Origin of the sequence: Streptomyces sp. MCA2 (genome assembly GCF_023544705.1) — a bacterium.
Classification (GTDB): Bacteria; Actinomycetota; Actinomycetes; order Streptomycetales; family Streptomycetaceae; genus Streptomyces; species Streptomyces decoyicus.
Genome location: NZ_JAMJFM010000012.1, coordinates 51,402 through 66,730 on the forward strand (window position 1 = coordinate 51,402; position 15,329 = coordinate 66,730).

The 15,329-nt window shown below is 72.0% G+C and carries 17 protein-coding genes; 6 read left to right on the forward strand and 11 right to left on the reverse strand.

Features of this window, described 5'->3' with window-relative positions:
- Positions 1–39: 39 nt before the first annotated feature.
- Positions 40–468 (reverse strand): alternative ribosome rescue aminoacyl-tRNA hydrolase ArfB, encoded by a 429-nt coding sequence (gene arfB, locus M8I34_RS12430; protein ID WP_030086939.1) that lies wholly within the window; start codon positions 466–468, stop codon positions 40–42.
- 203 nt (positions 469–671) lie between these two features.
- Between arfB and M8I34_RS12435 the strand changes: the two genes are divergently transcribed.
- Positions 672–1,247, forward strand: a complete 576-nt coding sequence (locus tag M8I34_RS12435; protein ID WP_244419317.1) for a TerD family protein — start codon at positions 672–674, stop codon at positions 1,245–1,247.
- Positions 1,248–1,370: 123 nt separating this feature from the next.
- On the opposite strand, the gene M8I34_RS12440 is transcribed toward M8I34_RS12435, so the two are convergent.
- Positions 1,371–1,640 carry a helix-turn-helix domain-containing protein gene (locus M8I34_RS12440; RefSeq protein ID WP_030991166.1) on the reverse strand — a complete coding sequence of 90 codons (270 nt, stop codon included), beginning with the start codon at positions 1,638–1,640 and terminating at the stop codon, positions 1,371–1,373.
- A 99-nt stretch (positions 1,641–1,739) separates the two neighbouring features.
- Here M8I34_RS12440 and map point away from each other — a divergent pair, with 99 nt between their 5' ends.
- Complete coding sequence (gene map / locus M8I34_RS12445) at positions 1,740–2,507, forward strand: type I methionyl aminopeptidase (RefSeq protein WP_244419318.1); 768 nt, start codon at positions 1,740–1,742, stop codon at positions 2,505–2,507.
- A gap of 77 nt (positions 2,508–2,584) precedes the next feature.
- Positions 2,585–3,082, forward strand: a complete 498-nt coding sequence (locus M8I34_RS12450) for a hypothetical protein (RefSeq protein ID WP_030991163.1) — start codon at positions 2,585–2,587, stop codon at positions 3,080–3,082.
- Positions 3,083–3,259: 177 nt separating this feature from the next.
- Here M8I34_RS12450 and M8I34_RS12455 read toward each other — a convergent pair whose 3' ends face one another.
- From M8I34_RS12455 to M8I34_RS12480, 6 genes are all read right to left on the reverse strand, one after another.
- On the reverse strand, positions 3,260–3,904 hold the full coding sequence (locus M8I34_RS12455; RefSeq protein ID WP_250049634.1) for a pentapeptide repeat-containing protein: 645 nt from the start codon (positions 3,902–3,904) through the stop codon (positions 3,260–3,262).
- Positions 3,905–4,121: 217 nt separating this feature from the next.
- Positions 4,122–5,225: an aminopeptidase P family protein gene (locus tag M8I34_RS12460; protein ID WP_250049508.1), complete on the reverse strand. Its 1,104-nt coding sequence runs from the start codon at positions 5,223–5,225 to the stop codon at positions 4,122–4,124.
- Between the two features lie 149 nt (positions 5,226–5,374).
- The gene (locus M8I34_RS12465) at positions 5,375–6,574 is read right to left on the reverse strand and encodes an FAD-dependent oxidoreductase (RefSeq protein WP_250049511.1); all 1,200 of its coding nucleotides are present in this window, start codon (positions 6,572–6,574) and stop codon (positions 5,375–5,377) included.
- A complete protein-coding gene (locus M8I34_RS12470; protein WP_250049513.1) occupies positions 6,574–6,768 on the reverse strand; it encodes a ferredoxin in 195 nt (64 codons plus the stop codon). The genes M8I34_RS12465 and M8I34_RS12470 overlap by 1 nt, the downstream gene beginning before the upstream one ends.
- 76 nt (positions 6,769–6,844) lie before the next feature.
- Complete coding sequence (locus M8I34_RS12475) at positions 6,845–8,059, reverse strand: cytochrome P450 (protein WP_250049521.1); 1,215 nt, start codon at positions 8,057–8,059, stop codon at positions 6,845–6,847.
- A complete protein-coding gene (locus M8I34_RS12480) occupies positions 8,056–8,751 on the reverse strand; it encodes a DUF3159 domain-containing protein (protein WP_250049523.1) in 696 nt (231 codons plus the stop codon). The genes M8I34_RS12475 and M8I34_RS12480 overlap by 4 nt, the downstream gene beginning before the upstream one ends.
- Before the next feature lie 206 nt (positions 8,752–8,957).
- Between M8I34_RS12480 and M8I34_RS12485 the strand changes: the two genes are divergently transcribed.
- Both M8I34_RS12485 and M8I34_RS12490 read left to right on the forward strand, forming a co-directional pair.
- Entirely contained in the window at positions 8,958–9,686 is a 729-nt protein-coding gene (locus M8I34_RS12485) for a response regulator transcription factor (protein WP_250049525.1), read from the forward strand.
- Complete coding sequence (locus M8I34_RS12490) at positions 9,686–11,119, forward strand: cell wall metabolism sensor histidine kinase WalK (protein WP_250049527.1); 1,434 nt, start codon at positions 9,686–9,688, stop codon at positions 11,117–11,119. Before M8I34_RS12485 ends, M8I34_RS12490 begins: the two co-directional genes overlap by 1 nt.
- A 44-nt stretch (positions 11,120–11,163) precedes the next feature.
- Here the strand turns inward: M8I34_RS12490 and M8I34_RS12495 are convergent, their stop codons facing one another.
- On the reverse strand, positions 11,164–11,958 hold the full coding sequence (locus M8I34_RS12495) for a hypothetical protein (RefSeq protein ID WP_250049529.1): 795 nt from the start codon (positions 11,956–11,958) through the stop codon (positions 11,164–11,166).
- Positions 11,959–12,181: 223 nt separating this feature from the next.
- Here M8I34_RS12495 and M8I34_RS12500 point away from each other — a divergent pair, with 223 nt between their 5' ends.
- Positions 12,182–13,018: a SigB/SigF/SigG family RNA polymerase sigma factor gene (locus tag M8I34_RS12500; protein ID WP_374210900.1), complete on the forward strand. Its 837-nt coding sequence runs from the start codon at positions 12,182–12,184 to the stop codon at positions 13,016–13,018.
- A gap of 146 nt (positions 13,019–13,164) precedes the next feature.
- On the opposite strand, the gene M8I34_RS12505 is transcribed toward M8I34_RS12500, so the two are convergent.
- On the reverse strand, positions 13,165–14,448 hold the full coding sequence (locus M8I34_RS12505) for an aromatic acid exporter family protein (protein ID WP_250049530.1): 1,284 nt from the start codon (positions 14,446–14,448) through the stop codon (positions 13,165–13,167).
- A gap of 72 nt (positions 14,449–14,520) precedes the next feature.
- Positions 14,521–15,291 carry a restriction endonuclease gene (locus tag M8I34_RS12510; protein ID WP_250049532.1) on the reverse strand — a complete coding sequence of 257 codons (771 nt, stop codon included), beginning with the start codon at positions 15,289–15,291 and terminating at the stop codon, positions 14,521–14,523.
- Positions 15,292–15,329 lie beyond the last annotated feature (38 nt).

Here is a 15,329-nt window from a genome sequence, read left to right on the forward strand (position 1 = left end):
GCCGGCTGCTGAGGGGGGCCGGGCGGCTGAAGGGGGCGGTCAGCCCCAGTCGCGGCCCGAGCGGCCGCGCTTGGTGTCGCCGCGCTGCTTCTTCTCGCGCAGCCGCCGCTCATTGATGCCCCGCGGGATCCGTGACTTGCGGCGCGGCTTGGGCGGGGGCGCGGTGGCCTCGGCGAGCAGCGAGGCCAGCCGGACGGCCGCGGTCTCGCGGTTGCGCCACTGGGAGCGGTGCTCGGAGGCGCGTACCGACAGCACGCCGTCGACCAGCCGGCCCGCCAGCCGCTCCAGGGCGCGCTCCTTCCACACCGGCGGCAGCGCCTGCGTCCTGCCGAGGTCGAGGCGCAGCTCGACCTGGCTGTCGCTGGTGTTGACGTGCTGGCCGCCCGGTCCTGAGGAGCGCGAGAAACGCCATACGAGCTCGGCCTCTGGAAGGACGACCGAACCGCGGATGACATAGGGCCCGGACATGAGTCCTATGATCTCGCGTGCCACGGGGCCCCGTCACCCGCTTTTCGGGGCATTCGCCGGGGCGTCCGCATCAGGATTCGGCAAAGAGAGTAAAGACTCCTGGAACCTGGCGGTCCCCTCATCGCGTTGTGGTGGGTGACGGTAGCTTCGTCCGCAGTACGGAGCCCGACGATTCGACGAGTCGACAAGGAAAGGGACATCCCATGGCTGTAAGCCTGTCCAAGGGCGGCAACGTCTCGCTCACCAAGGAGGCACCGGGCCTTACCGCCGTCACGGTCGGCCTCGGCTGGGACGTCCGGACCACCACCGGCACGGACTTCGACCTCGACGCGAGCGCGATCGCGGTCAACCCGAGCGGCAAGGTCTACTCCGACCAGCACTTCGTCTTCTTCAACAACAAGGCCACGCCGGACCAGTCCATCGTGCACACCGGTGACAACGTCACCGGCCAGGGCGAGGGCGACGACGAGCAGATCAACATCAACCTGGCGGCGCTGCCGGCGGACATCGACAAGATCGTCTTCCCGGTCTCGATCTACGACGCCGAGAACCGCAGCCAGAACTTCGGCCAGGTGCGGAACGCCTTCATCCGCATCATCAACCAGGCCGGCGGCACCGAGATCGCCCGCTACGACCTCAGCGAGGACGCGGCCACCGAGACCGCCATGGTCTTCGGCGAGCTGTACCGCAACGGCGCGGAGTGGAAGTTCCGCGCGGTGGGCCAGGGCTACGCGTCCGGCCTCGTCGGCATCGCGCAGGACTTCGGCGTCAACGTCTGAGCCACGCCTGCATCCTGGCGCGCGGCCAGGTCAGCGCAACGGAGGGCCGGTTCCCCTGGGGGGCCGGCCCTCGGCGCGTTCCGAGGCCATTGCCGCCGGGCGGACGGGCGCTCCGCGCCTCGCTCAGGCCACCGCGCTCCCGGCCGCTTCGGGCGGCGCGGCCAGCGCCGCCACCTCGTCGAGCGACAGTCCGAGCGTGCCGGCCAGCGCGGCAACCGTGAAGAACGCCGGCGTCGGCGCCCGGCCGGTCTCGATCTTCCGCAGCGTCTCGGCGGACAGTCCCGCCGCCGCCGCGACCTCGACCATGCTCCGCTCGCCGCGCGCCCTGCGCAGCAGCGCGCCGAGCCGCTCACCGCGTTCGCGTTCCCAAGGGGTCAGTGGAGTTCGCACCATGCCCGTGATACTAATACCGGTAAATAAATACCGGTAAATAAATACCGCCTGCCGATACCGCTGTGCGGTGCGGGCGGTGACGAGCGGGAGGTCGTCCTCATGGTGGAGATCAAGACGGATGCGGCACTGGACGCGATGCGGGTGGCCGGCCGGGTGGTCGCCGACGCGCTGGCCGCGGCGCAGGCGGCGGCCGCCCCGGGCGTGCGGCTGCTGGACCTGGACGAGGCCGCCCGTACGGTGCTGCGCGAGGCCGGCGCCGGCTCACCGTTCCTCAACTACCAGCCCTCCTTCGCCACCACCCCCTTCCCCGCGGTCCTCTGCACCTCCGTCAATGACGCGATCGTGCACGGCATCCCGGACGCCACCCGGCTGCGCGACGGCGACCTGGTGAGCATCGACTGCGGCGCCCTCGTGGACGGCTGGGCCGGCGACGCGGCCGTCAGCTTCACGGTCGGCACCGCCCGCCCCGAGGACCAGCGGCTCATGGACACCACCCGGCAGGCGCTGGAGGCGGGCATCGCGGCGGCCGTGGTCGGCGCCCGGATCGGCGACATCTCCCATGCGATCGGCAGCGTGGGGCGCGCCGCCGGCTACGGCATCCCGCGCGACTTCGGCGGGCACGGCATCGGCCGCCAGATGCACGAGGACCCGTCGGTCCCCAACGACGGCCGCCCGCACCGCGGATTCCCCCTCCGCCACGGCCTGGTCATCGCCATCGAGCCGATGTTCCTGGCCGGCGGCAAGCACACCTACTACGAGGACAGCGACGGCTGGACCCTGCGCACCACGGACGCCTCCCGCGCCGCCCACTTCGAGCACACGGTGGCGGTGACGGACGAGGGGCCGCGGGTGCTGACCACGGTGTAGCGGGGCAGGGCGGGAGCAGGCACGGGCGGGGCGGATGCGGGCGCCCCGCCGCCGCACCGGCGTGACACCATCAAGGCGTGATCGACCTCGGCTACTCCCTCTCCCGCCGCTTCCCGGATCCGCCGCAGACGGACTACCGGACCGCGGATGTGCGCACGCTGCGCCATGACCTCTTCTGCGGCGATGTCTACCTCGCCGACACGAAGACGGACCGCGAGCTGTCCACGGCCTGGGGCTGGGTGCCGGTTCTCGACTTCGCCTGGGCGCTGTGCGACATCGTCGAGCAGCTCGACACCGACCCCCGGGGCAACCGCTCGGCCCGCCCGGTCCACGCCGAGCTGGACTTCACCGAATCCGCCGACCGGATCTTCTTCGAGCGCCGTTTCGGGTGGGTGGACGTGGACGCCGACTGGATGCCGGCCGACGAGGACCCGCTCACCTTCAACCACTCCGCGCTGCGCCGCGAGGCCCGCGACTTTCTGCACGACCTGATCGCCGACCTCACCGACATGCACGACGGCCTCGACGACAACCCGGCCATCTGGGACCTCCAGGCCCGCTTCCCCCGCATCTGACCACGGGCCCCCCGGCGGTGTGCGCACGGCCGCGTGCGCACGGCCGCGCCGCATACGGCGGCGGAGGCGCGGGCCCGGTGGCGGACCCTCGGGCCCTCGTGGCGGACCCCAATGACGGGCCCCAGTGGCGGACTCGCCGCTACGGCCCGGGAGCGCCGTCGCTCGCCGGCTGCGCCCTCACTCCACCCGTACGCCTATCTGCGCGGCGAACGCCGGGGCCAGGTCGAGCAGTTGGGACGGGCTGATCACCGCGCCCGACAGCCGGTCGATCCCCCGCGCGATGTCCACCGCGGCCGCGCCCCGCAGATCGACGTCCTTCATCCGCGCCTCGGAGAAATCGGCCCGGGCCAGGGTGCAGTCGTCGAACGTCACCCGCTCCAGCTCCGCCCCCGCGAAGTCCGCCTCGACCAGCACACACCCCTCGAAGGCGACATCCCGCAGCTTCGCCTTCCGCAGATTGGGGAAGTCGATCTTCCCGCCGCGCACCACGACCCGCTCCAGCACCGCACCGTGCAACTGCGTCCCGCCGAGCCGGGCCTCCGTCACCTCCACATCGCGCAGTGACGCCTGGGAGAGGTCCGTGCCGACCCCGCGCACCCCGCTCAGCACACTGTCGATGATCCGCGCCCGGCCGAGCACCGTCTCGTCGAGCGTGCATCGCCGCAGCGCGCAGTCCATGAAGCGGGCGCCGCGCGCCGACTGCCCGGCCCAGTCGGCGCCGGTGAACTCCAGCCCGTCGTAATCCCCCTCGTCCTCCAGCTCCCCGCCGTCGTACGCCACCAGCTCCGGCAACCGCACCTGCGGCCGCCGCACCGCCCGCACCGTCTCCTTGTCGCGCCCTGCCACGCGATCCCTGCCTTCCTGCCGTCCGCGCCTGTCCGCCGTGCCTGCCACGCCTGCAACCCATCGTGAACCACACCACTGACAACGCGCCCCGACCTGCGGAAACCCCCGATTTCGGGACGGCTGCCGGATGCCGGAGACCGCGGGCCGTAGTCCGCCCAACCGCCCGTCCGGCCGTCCGACCGCCCGTCCGGCGCTAGCGCACCACCGCCATCTCCCGCGCGGTCAAGTTCAGCCGCCGCCCGCCCGAGTCCGTACACGTCACGATGTCCTCGATGCGGACGCCGAACCGCCCCGGCAGATAGATCCCCGGCTCGATCGAGAAGCACATCCCGGGCACCAACGGCAGATGCTCGCCCTCCACCAGATACGGCGGCTCGTGCGTGGTCACCCCGATGCCGTGCCCGGTCCGGTGGATGAAGTACTCGCCGTACCCGGCAGCCTTGATGATCTTCCTGGCCACCCGGTCGATGTCCTGGCACGCGACGCCCGGCCGGACCGCCTCGAACGCCGCCTGCTGCGCCTCCCGCACGATGTCGTGCACCTTGCGCTCCTCGGCGCCCGGCTCCCCGACGTGCACGGTCCGCGAGGTGTCCGACCCGTACCCGTCCTTGAGGCCACCGAAGTCGAGCACGACCATGTCGCCGTCCTCGATGACCCGCTCCCCGGCCTCGTGGTGCGGATTGGCGCCGTTGGGGCCCGATCCGACGACCGTGAAGTCCACCTGGCTGTGCCCGTGTCCGGTCAGCAGCCGCGCCAGGTCCGCCGCCACCTCGGATTCCCGCCGCCCGCCGAAGCGCACCCGCAGGATCTCCTCGTACGTCGCGTCCGCGGCGGCCCCGGCCGCGGCCAGCCGCGCCACCTCATGGGCGTCCTTGACGGCGCGCAGCATCGGCAGCACCTCCGTCAGCGCGGCGTACGCGGTCCCCGGCAGCGACCGCTGGAACCCCAGCAGATGCAGCGCCCAGGTCGCGTCGGACACCCCGTAACGCCCCTGCGGGTCCACCCACTTGGCGACCTCCGCATAGGGTTCCGACCCGTCGGTCCACCCCGACACCTCCAGCGCCCTGGCCCCCGGGGAGAGCTCCGCATCCGGGTACTCCAATACAGGCACCAGCAGCCGCGAGCGCCGCCCCGGCTCGATCACCAGGGCGGTCAGCCGCTCGGTGGCGGCGGGCGGCCGGTAGCCGCACAGCCACACCAGATCAGGACCCGGCGTCACGATCAGCCCGGCCAGCCCGGCGTCGGCCGCGGCCCGGCCCGCCCGGTCCATCCGCCGCTCGTAATCCTCATACGTCATCGAAGTCACCATGCCGGTGAACTTACGCCGGTAGGTCTCCCCCCGCCCGTCAAAACCCTTCCCCCACCGGCCCCTTCACCCCTCCAGTTCAGCCTCCCGTCACCACTCCGGTCCAGCCTCCCCTCACCTCTCCCGTCCAGCGCTCCGGTTCAGCCCTCCGCCGTCGCGAGCGGCGCCGCCTCGCTGCCGATGTGGCTGCGGTACCCGCGCAGGGCGCGTGCGCTGTTCCAGCCGAGCGCGCCCACCACGCGGCCGCGGTCCCGGTAGAGCGCGACGAACTTGCGTGCCCCCGGGTCGCCGTCGACGCATTCGGCCCGCGCACCGGGGGGACACCAGCCGTGAAACTGGATCTTCGCGTCGTACTGGTCGGTCCAGCCGAACGGGACCGGTGCGTAGGGCGTCGCCTCCCCGGGGCCGGCGAGCAGGTTCTTGGCGACGGCCAGGGCCTGTGTGGTGGCGTTCGTGCGTTGTTCGAGGCGGACGCGACCGCCGGTGGCCGGGTGCGGCCAGTTGGCGACGTCCCCTGCCGCGTAGATCCCGGGCGCGGCCCGGCAGTGGCTGTCGCAGAGCACCCCGTCGCCCAACGGGATCCCGGAGCCGGCCAGCCAGTCGGTGGCCGGTACCGAGCCGATCGCGACCACGACCACGTCGGCGGGGAGCCGGCTCCCGTCGTCGAGCACCACCTCGGTGACCCGGCCGCGCTCGCCGGTCAGGCCGCTGACCCCGCGTCCCATACGCAGCCGGACTCCGTGGTCCCGGTGCAGACCGGCCACCAACCCGCCCGCCCAGGTGCCGACTTGCGCGGCCAGCGGGGTGGGCGCGACATCGACGAGCGTGACGTCCAGGCCGAGCCCCCGTGCGGTGGCGGCGGTCTCACTGCCGAGGAATCCGGCGCCGATCACCACGACCCGGGGGCCGCTCAGCAACTGCGTGCGCAACGTCAGAGCGTCGTCGAGGGTGCGCAGCACATGCACACCGGCCAGGTCGTGGCCGAAGGGCAGCCGCCGCGGCCGCAGCCCCGTCGCGATGACCAGGCCGTCGTAGCGCAGCCGGTCCCCGTCCGCGAGGGTGACGGTGCGCGCCGCCGGGTCCAGGCCGGTCGCCCGGCAGCCCAGGCGCAGGTCCAGCGCCAGGCGCCGGAGGTCCGCGTCCTGGCGCAGCACGGTCGTCTCCGGTTCCCGTTCACCGGCCAGGACCTGCTTGGACAGCGGCGGCCGGTCGTACGGGGGCCGCAGTTCCTCGCCGACCATGGTCAGCGTCCCGGTGAAGCCCTCGCGCCGCAGGGCCTCTGCCGTGGTGAGGCCCGCGGCCGAGGCGCCCACCACGACGATCCGGTCCTTCGCGGGCACTACTTCAGCACCTCGATGGCCAGCGCCGGGCAGCGGGCCGCGGCGTCCTCCACCGAGGAGTGCAGCGCGTCCGGCGGGAGGGCGTCCAGGAGGACGACGATGCCGTCATCCTCCCGCTGGTCGAAGACCTCCTCGGCGGCCAGAACGCACTGACCTGCGCCGACGCACTTGTCCTCGTCGATGATGACCTTCATCGGATTTCTCCTTCTCCTGTCTCTCCGGTGATGCGGTGTCGCGTGGCGGCCGTGCCGCCGGCCGTGCGGGCGACGGCTACCAGGTCACGGGCAGTGCGTGGACGCCGTAGATGAGCATGTCGTCGCGCATCGGCACCTGGTCCGCCGGTACGGCCAGCCGCAGGGTGGGGAACCGGTCGAGAAGGGCGGACAGCGCGGCCTTCATCTCCACCCGGGCCAGCTGCTGGCCGATGCACTGGTGGGCGCCGTGCCCGAACGCGAGGTGCGGGCTGTGCTTCCGGTGCACGTCCAACTGGTCGGGGTCGCCGGCGAACTGTTCCGCGTCGCGGTTGCCCGACGTCAGGGAGGCGAGCACGGTGGTGCCGGCCTCGATGTGGTGGCCGTCCAGCTCCAGGTCCTCCCGTACCACGCGGCGCAGGCCGAACTGAATGATCGTCAAGTAGCGCAGGAGCTCCTCGACGGCGTTGTCCCACAGCGAGGCGTCCGCGCGCAGCGCCGCCAGCTGGCCGGGGTTGCCCAGCAGGCACATGGTGCCCAGCGCGATCATGTTCGCCGTGGTCTCGTGCCCGGCGAGCAGCAACAGCGCCCCGACACCGGCCATTTCCTCGTCGCTGAGACTGCCTTCCTGCACCAGGCCGCTGAGGATGTCGTCGGTGGGGCGGGCACGCTTGGCGAGGACCAGCTCGTGGATGTGCCGGTTCATTGCCAGGTGGGCCTGCTGGACCTCCTCCTGGCTCGCGTCGAGCCTGAGCATGGTGCTCGAATTGCGCTGGAAGTCCGCACGATCCTCGTACGGCACGCCGAGCAGCTCGCAGATCACCAGCGAGGGGATGGGCAGCGCGAAGGCCTGGACGAGGTCGACCGTCTGCTCGGCGGACGCCATCGCGTCGAGGTGCTCGGCGACGATCCGCTCCACCGCGGGGGCCAGCTGCCGCATCCGGCGCACCGTGAACTGGCCGGTGAGCAGCCGTCGGATCCGGGTGTGCTCCGGGGCGTCCATCATGATGAACATCCCCGGCGGAGGCGGCGGCACCGGTGTACCGGCGGGCACGGCAGCGGCCCGCGCCGGCCGGCGGTTGGCGCCGAACCGCGGGTCGGACAGCACCGCCCGTACGTCCGCGTGCCGGGTGACCAGCCAGCCGTTCGTGCCGTCCGGGAAGGCCACCGGCGTGATCGGGGCCTCTTCGCGCAGCGTCCGGTACTCCTGCGGCGGGTCGAACGGGCAGGTCCGTACCGTCGGCTGGGGCGTGATGGCGGGCTGGGTCCGGGTGGTGGGCCGGGTGTCGGTCATCGAACGGTCCTTTCCAGAGGGTGTGCAGGGTCGGCGCCGGCAGTGGCGCCTTCACTCAGGGGCGGGTCGCAGCGGTGCGCACCGGCGGAGCGCCGGTAGACGCGCCACCCCAGCAGTGCGCCGAGCGCGAAGACGAGGGGCCCGAAGACATCGACCGAGCCGAGGGCGACGGCCTGGCCGGACAGGAACAGCGGGAGCTGGACGGCCAGCATCAGGACGTTTCCGGTGAAGAGGACCAGGCTGCCCTTGGCGAAGGCCCGGCGGCGCACCGCGCAGCGGCGCCACCGGGTCCGCTCCCCCGTGAGCAGCCCCACCATCAGCCCCAGCGGCGGCCATCCGAGCAGGATCAGCACCGGCGCCACCACGGCCATCGCGCAGTGCAGCAGCAGGTGCGGGAGGAAGAAGGTGGTGGCCTGTCCGGTACGTGCGGCCAGCGCGCCCTGGACGCAGACGACGCCGAGGACGCCGAGTGCGCGCCATACGGGCTCCCCGCGGATCAGCCGGAAGACGAAGACCCCGGCCCCGGCGGCGAAGGCGAGCGCGAGGGCGACGCCGAGGCGATGGGTGAGGGCGAAGGTCACGGTGAATCCGAAGACGGGCGCGAGGTCGACCACGGCGCCGCGCAGCCGGTTCTGCACGGCGGTCCGGACGGCGTCCGCACCGCCGGCTTCGTGAGGTGCGGCAGGGTCCACGGGATCTCCAGGCTTCTCGACGGACGGTGCTCGGGCCGATGTCGTTGGCTCAAGAGAAACCGGCCCCGCTGACCCGCCCCGGTCGACAACCTGACCGTTTCCTGACCGCCTCCGCACGGCCCCGGGGAACGAACGCCGCCCGGGGGAACTGGTGCCCGGGGCGGCTCGTTGTCGTCGCAGACTCCATGACGTGATTGGTGCCTGCCATGCCCTCCGCCTCGCCGACGAGTGACGCACCGTTGCCCCGGGGAAAGGGGCAACGGCTGCTCGTCGTGGACGACGACCCGCGGATGACGGAGCTGCTGGAGACCACCCTGGGCCTTGCGGGGTACACGGTGGCGACCGCCGGGTGCGGCGCCGGGGCCCTGCGCGCGTACGAGGAGCGGCCCCCGGATCTGCTGGTCCTGGACGTCATGCTGCCCGACCTGGACGGCTTCGCCGTGTGCCGGCGGCTGGTGGAGAACGGGGCGCGGCTGCCGGTGCTGTTCCTGACGGCGCGCGACTCCGTCGAGGACCGGGTGACGGGCTTCGCCATGGGCGCGGACGACTACCTCACCAAGCCCTTCAGCCTGCCCGAGCTGCTGGCCAGGGTGCACGCCCTGCTGCGGCGGGCCGGCCGGTCCGCGGAAGCCGGCCCGATGCTGCGGTTCGCCGATCTGACCGTGGACGAGCGCAGCAGGCGGGTGCGGCGCGGGGACCGGCTGATCGCGCTGTCGCCGACCGAGTACAAACTGCTGCGTTATCTGCTCATCAACGCCGACCACGTGATGTCGAAAGAGCAGATCATGGACCACGTGTGGCAGCACCACTTCGGAGAGGGCGTCGTCGAGAAGCTGGTGTCCCGGCTCCGGGCGAAGGTGGACGCGCAGGACCCCGCCCTGATCCACACGATGCGCGGATTCGGCTACAGCCTGCGGCTCCCCGGAGACGGTTGATGGCCGGCGCCTGGCGCGGCTCTTTGCGGGCCCGGCTGATGGTGGGGGTCGTCCTGCTGGCGGCCGGGGGCATGGTGGCCGTCAACGCGGTGTCGCTGATCGGGCTGCGCCTCAACCTCGTCGATGTCGCCGATGCCACTCTCGCCAGGGCCCGCGACACCGTTCAGGACCGGGTACGCCACCAGACCGCCCCGTTCGACGAGGCCGACCTCAACACCCTCATTCCCGACGGCGTCTACATCGCGCTGGTCGACGACCACGGCCGGGTGGTCGCACGCACCTCGGGCCGGGACCTCGACGGGCAGCCCCGGTCCCGCCCCGACCTGCCGACGCCGGTCCCGGACGGATTCGCCGCGCACACCCGCACCGTGTCGGCCCGGGGAGCGCCCGTACCGCGCTACCGCGCCCTGAGCTTCTCCATCGGCCCCTCCGCCACGGTCCGCCACGCGCCGGGCACCGCGCCCCAGCCGTTCAGCAGGGTCGTGGTCGCCAAGAGTCTCCAGCCGGCCGAGGACGTCGTGTACTGGCTGATCGGCGCCGATGCCGCCGCCACCCTGGGCGCGCTCGGCGGCATCGTGCTCCTCAGCCGCGGCGTACTGCGCGTGGGCCTGCGGCCGTTGCGGGACATGGCCGCCACCGCGACGGCGATCGCCGACGGCGACGTCGACCAGCGCATCGAGGTCGCCCGGCCCTGCTCCGAGGTGGGAGAGGTCGGCACCGCCCTCAACCGGGCCTTCGACGAACGGCAGCGGTCCGAGGAACAGCTCCGGCAGTTCGTCGCCAACGCCTCGCACGAGCTGCGCACCCCACTGACCACGATCCGCGGCTGGGCCCAACTCCATCTGCACGGTCTGGCCCAGGACCCCGAGCTGATCGAGCGGGCGATGCAGCGCATCGAGGGCGAGGCCGCCCGCATGCACGCCACCGTCGAGGAGCTGCTGCTGCTCGCCCGCCTCGACCTGGGCCGCCCGCTGGCCGGCGAACCGGTCGATCTCGGCACGATCACCGACGAGGCCGTCACCGACGCCCGCGTCCGCGACCCCGGCACACCGATCACCGCCGAGGTGCAGGGCGAGGTCTTCGCCCGCGGCGACGAGGACCGGCTCCGGCAGGTGCTGCAAAACCTCCTCAGCAACGCCCTGCGCCACACCCCGCCCGGCACACCGGTATCCGTGGCGGCGCGCCCGCTGCCCGGCGGGACGGTGGAGCTGACGGTCGCCGACCGAGGCCCCGGCATGGCCCCCGACATCGCGCACCGCATCTTCGAACGCTTCTACCGCGGCGACGAGTCCCGCGCTCCGGCCGCCGGCGGCGCGGGCCTCGGCCTGAGCATCGTCCAGTCGATCGCCGAAGCCCACAACGGCACGGTGACCGTACGCACCGCCCCCGGCGAGGGCAGCACCTTCACCGTCACCCTGCCCGCGGCACGTTGAACGGGCGGGGGCTTCCCGCCTCGAACACTCGGACGCCGACGCTCTCAGGGGGCGGCTGCCGCCGGCTCGGCTTCGAAGGCCCGCAACGTCAGCCCCGTGACCTGGAGGACAGCGGTCCATTCGGCCTGGCGCAGGTCCGGGAACATCGTGCGCACACCGCTCGGAACAGGCGATCCCTCCGCGGCGAACAGCACCTGCGCACAGGCATGTCCCGAGCGGCCGAGAACCAGCCGCGCCCGCCGACCGGGCTGCCCACCACGCAGCACGGCGAGGTGCCGAACGGCGTCGAGGTTGTCCGGGGTCCGCGACCCGAAGTCGAGCAGGGCGGCGCGCAGTTGTGCGGTGAGTTCGTCCTGGTGGAGGCCCGGATGTTCCGCGACGGCGGTCAGTGCCCGGCAGAGCCGTCCGGCGACCACGGACCGGGCGGGACCCGCCGCGTCCCACAGGTGCGGCCGGGCCTCGTCGGCTCTCCGCCCGGCCTCCGACTCAAGTCCCAGGAGGACGAGCTTGGAGAGCAGCAGCACCGCTTCCCACTCTTCCTGGACCAGCGCCGGGCAGCTCTCCCGTACTTGAGGCGGAAGGTCGCTCTCGTCGGCACGCAGGAGGACCTCCGGCAGCCCGACGTCATAGTCCGCCAGACGAAGGCCCAGGCTCCGGCCCGCACGGTCATCCGCACCGCCGACCGTGACCAGCCCGGCACAAGAGCGCCCGCCCAGCGTCTTCGCGGCCAGTTCACACAACGCCGCACGCACCTCGGCGCCGATGTGCTCCTCGGGAGCATGGAGGTCCCCTCCGATGCGCAGCAGAGCCTCGCGCAGACGCCGCCGCGGTCCCACCACGGCCCTCCTTGTCTCCTGCACGCCCACGCCCTTTCTCCCACCAGCCGGACCGCCCGCACCCCCGGGGCCCTTCCGGCTCCACCGGATCCACGTGCATGTACCGAACAGCTCGGGGCATCCGCACCTCGAACGGGGCACGGCACAAGTACGGACGGGAGCAGACGTGGTCGTCAACAGCACAACGGCAACAAGGACCGGGCACGAAAGCGGGACGACGGCCGACGTGGCCCTCGCTCCGGCTCCGACCCGGGCGCCGGCGGAGGCTCTCCCCCTGATCGAGTCCCCCGAGACGCTCGCTCCGCGCGACGCCCGGGAGATGACCCGCCTGTTCTTCGCGCGGCTCGAAACTCTGGACGAGGGCACCCACGAGTACCAGTACGCGCGCAACACCCTCATCGAGATGAACCTCTCGCTCGTGCGCTACGCCGCCCGCCGGTTCCGCAACCGCGGCGATGACATGGACGACATCATGCAGGTCGGCACGATCGGCCTGATCAAGGCCATCGACCGCTACGAGCTCTCCCGTGAGGTCGAGTTCACCACTCTCGCCATCCCCTACATCACCGGCGAGATGAAGCGGTTCTTCCGCGACACCACCTGGGACGTGCGCGTTCCGCGCCGTCTCCAGGAGCTGCGCGTCGATCTCGCCCGCGCCAACGAGCACCTCGCCTGCGAGCTCGGCCGCGACCCCAAGGTCTGCGAACTCGCCGCGCATCTGGACATCACCGCGGAAGAGGTCGTCGAGGGCCAGGTCGCCGCCAACGGCTACAACGCCTCCTCCATCGACGCGCCCCTCAACGACGACGGCAACGACGCACCGCTCGCCGACCTGCTGGGCGAATGCGACCAGGACATGGACCTCTTCGAGGACCTCCACGCCCTGGCACCCCTCCTGGACCAGCTCGAAGAGCGCGACCGGCAGATCCTGGAGCTGCGCTTCGGCCAGGAGATGACGCAGTCCCAGATCGGCGACGCCCTGGGCATCTCCCAGATGCACGTCTCCCGCCTGCTCACCCGCTGCCTGTCCCAGCTGCGCGACGGCATGGCTGTCACCAGCTGATCCGCCCTTCGCCCGACGGGCGTCTGCGCCGCGGCGCAGACGCCCGTCGGTTCTTTCCCGCGCCCGTCAGTTCCGTCCCGCGCCCGGCAGTTCTGTTCCTCTCCCGGCAGTCCTGTCCCTCGCCCGGCAGTCCTGCTCCCCGCCCGTCAGTCCCGTTCCTGTCCTTGGTCTCCTTGATCTCCTTGGCCTCCCCGGTCTCCCCGGTCTCCCTGATCTCCCTGATCTCCCTGATCTCCTCGGTCGACGTGGCGCTGGAGCACGTCGCAGGTGTGCTGGAACTCCTCCATGAGGCGGGTGGACTCGACGACCAGGACCCCGTACGGGAGGGCCGGGTCGGCGAGCGGCAGTGCGGCCTGTTCCGCCTCCTCGGTCACCTGGCGGCAGCGTTGCTGAGCGGTGTCCGCCAGCCGGCACAGCTGCTGCGCCTGGTCGTGGAGGTCGTCCTCGTCGAGCGTGCCGAGGACCTGGGTGATGTGGGCGATGGCCTCCAGGAAGTCGGCGTAGCGTCCGAGGAAGGACCGGTAAGGGCGGCTCTCCTCCTCCTGCCACTTGTCGATGCTCCGGGTGAGCGACGCCATCTGGTACAGCGCGCGTTCCAGCGCCTCCAGCACCGCGCCGTACCCCTCGAAGGTGGTGTGCCCCCGGTTGCGGCGAAGGAGCCGCCGAGGGTTGTAGTAGAGGCTCTCCCTGGCGGTGCGCAGCCCGGACCTGGCCTGCGAGATCAGCTCTTCGGTCTGTCCGGCCCGGGTCCGCCAGTGGCTGCTGCGCTCCTCGTCGAGTTCGCCCTCGCGCAGCACCGGATACATGTCACTGACCAGGTCGCACAGGGCGTGGGCGAGGGTGCGGATGCTGTGCTCGGCACTGCGGTAGCGCATGGGGGGCACCACCGCGACGTTCACGATGACACCCACGCCGCAGCCGATGAGGACCAGCAGAATGATCTGCCCGAGCTCGGTGACCTTCGCCAGGTCCGAGGTGGCGGAGATGTAGGTCGAGAAGGCGAAGAACGCCGCGGTGACGACCTGGGAGCCCTGCGCCCCGAGTGCCGGCCACCGCCCGATGACCAGCGCGACCAGTGCCACCAGGACGAACGCCGGCAGGCCCGGCCCGACCAGGAACCCCAGGGCGGCCTGCACCGCGACGCCGGTCACCACGGCCCCCACATAGCGCAGCGACTGCAACAGCGACTGGTAGACGGTCACCTGCATGATCAGCACCGCGGAGAACGGCGCGAACGCCGGCGACTGCGCCTGGAGCAGGTAGTACGAGATCACCCAGGCCACCGTGGCGGCCAGCGTGCTCTTGCCGATCAGGAGCAGGGTGTCGCGCTCGTAACCCGCCGATCCCCACGCCCGCCGCCACCACTGGCCCGCCCGGTGGACCCGCCCCTGCTGTGCGGGCCGCTCCCGCCGCTCCTCACCCTCGGCCATACGCCCTCTCCCTTCCTGCCGATCCGGTACCACCGACGGGACGGCACTCGCCCTCGCCACTCTGCTGCGGGATCACTGTTCCCACGGTGCCGGTCCGGTACCGGCCGCCCAGTTACTGAGGGCCGGGTGGCCGAAGCACAAGATGCCGCACCGGTCGGCGTACTCCACCGCCGGTTCGGTGAAGTCGCTGGTGGTGATGACGGCCGCGACATCCGCTCCGTGCACGGCGAAGCAGGTGCCGCCGAAGCGCTGGAGTTCCTGCGAGCCGACCTTGTTGGTTCCGCCGTAGCGCTTGCACTGAAGGACGACCGTGCGGCCGTCGGGGGCCACGGCCACCACATCCGCGCCGAGGTCGTTCGCCCCGCCGACCACGCGGACGTCATGGCAGCCGTCGCGCTCGCACAGCCGGGCCACCGCATCCTCGAACGCGTCGGCATCCATGGCAGCGAAGTCGCCGCCGTCCGTGGCAGCGAAGCCGCCGGCATCCATGACGTCGAAGCCGTCGGCGTCCATGACGTCGAAGTCGTCGGCCCCCGCATCCGGCCCGGGAGGGCTTTCGACGGCACGTGCCTCGGGTGCCACCGGAGCCGGACCGCCAAGAGCGGTGCGGGCGGCGCGCCTTCGCGGTCCCCAGCGCAGGAACGCCACCACCGCCGCCAGCACCACCACGCCGACGATGACGGAAGAGCCCGGGTGGGCGCTCGCCCCCTCGACGGCCTTCTTCAGGGTCAGGCCGACGCCGACGACACCGATCACGACCACGCCGAAGGAGGCCGAAAGCTTCCGCAGGCTGAACGCCTTCCGGGTGGGCGGGGGGCCTGACCGGCGTATGGGGGTCACCATGACTGTGCTGACTCTCCAGAGGTCGACGAAGATCGTTT

Bases quoted from the DNA above. Each gene is read 5' to 3' on its own strand.
- M8I34_RS12510 (WP_250049532.1), bottom strand. From the start codon at position 15,291: ATGGTGACCCCCATACGCCGGTCAGGCCCCCCGCCCACCCGGAAGGCG.
- M8I34_RS12435 (WP_244419317.1), top strand. From the start codon at position 672: ATGGCTGTAAGCCTGTCCAAGGGCGGCAACGTCTCGCTCACCAAGGAG.
- arfB (WP_030086939.1), bottom strand. From the start codon at position 468: ATGTCCGGGCCCTATGTCATCCGCGGTTCGGTCGTCCTTCCAGAGGCC.
- M8I34_RS12490 (WP_250049527.1), top strand. From the start codon at position 9,686: ATGGCCGGCGCCTGGCGCGGCTCTTTGCGGGCCCGGCTGATGGTGGGG.
- M8I34_RS12475 (WP_250049521.1), bottom strand. From the start codon at position 8,059: ATGACCGACACCCGGCCCACCACCCGGACCCAGCCCGCCATCACGCCC.
- M8I34_RS12460 (WP_250049508.1), bottom strand. From the start codon at position 5,225: ATGACGTATGAGGATTACGAGCGGCGGATGGACCGGGCGGGCCGGGCC.
- map (WP_244419318.1), top strand. From the start codon at position 1,740: ATGGTGGAGATCAAGACGGATGCGGCACTGGACGCGATGCGGGTGGCC.
- M8I34_RS12505 (WP_250049530.1), bottom strand. From the start codon at position 14,448: ATGGCCGAGGGTGAGGAGCGGCGGGAGCGGCCCGCACAGCAGGGGCGG.
- M8I34_RS12485 (WP_250049525.1), top strand. From the start codon at position 8,958: ATGCCCTCCGCCTCGCCGACGAGTGACGCACCGTTGCCCCGGGGAAAG.
- M8I34_RS12440 (WP_030991166.1), bottom strand. From the start codon at position 1,640: ATGGTGCGAACTCCACTGACCCCTTGGGAACGCGAACGCGGTGAGCGG.
- M8I34_RS12470 (WP_250049513.1), bottom strand. From the start codon at position 6,768: ATGAAGGTCATCATCGACGAGGACAAGTGCGTCGGCGCAGGTCAGTGC.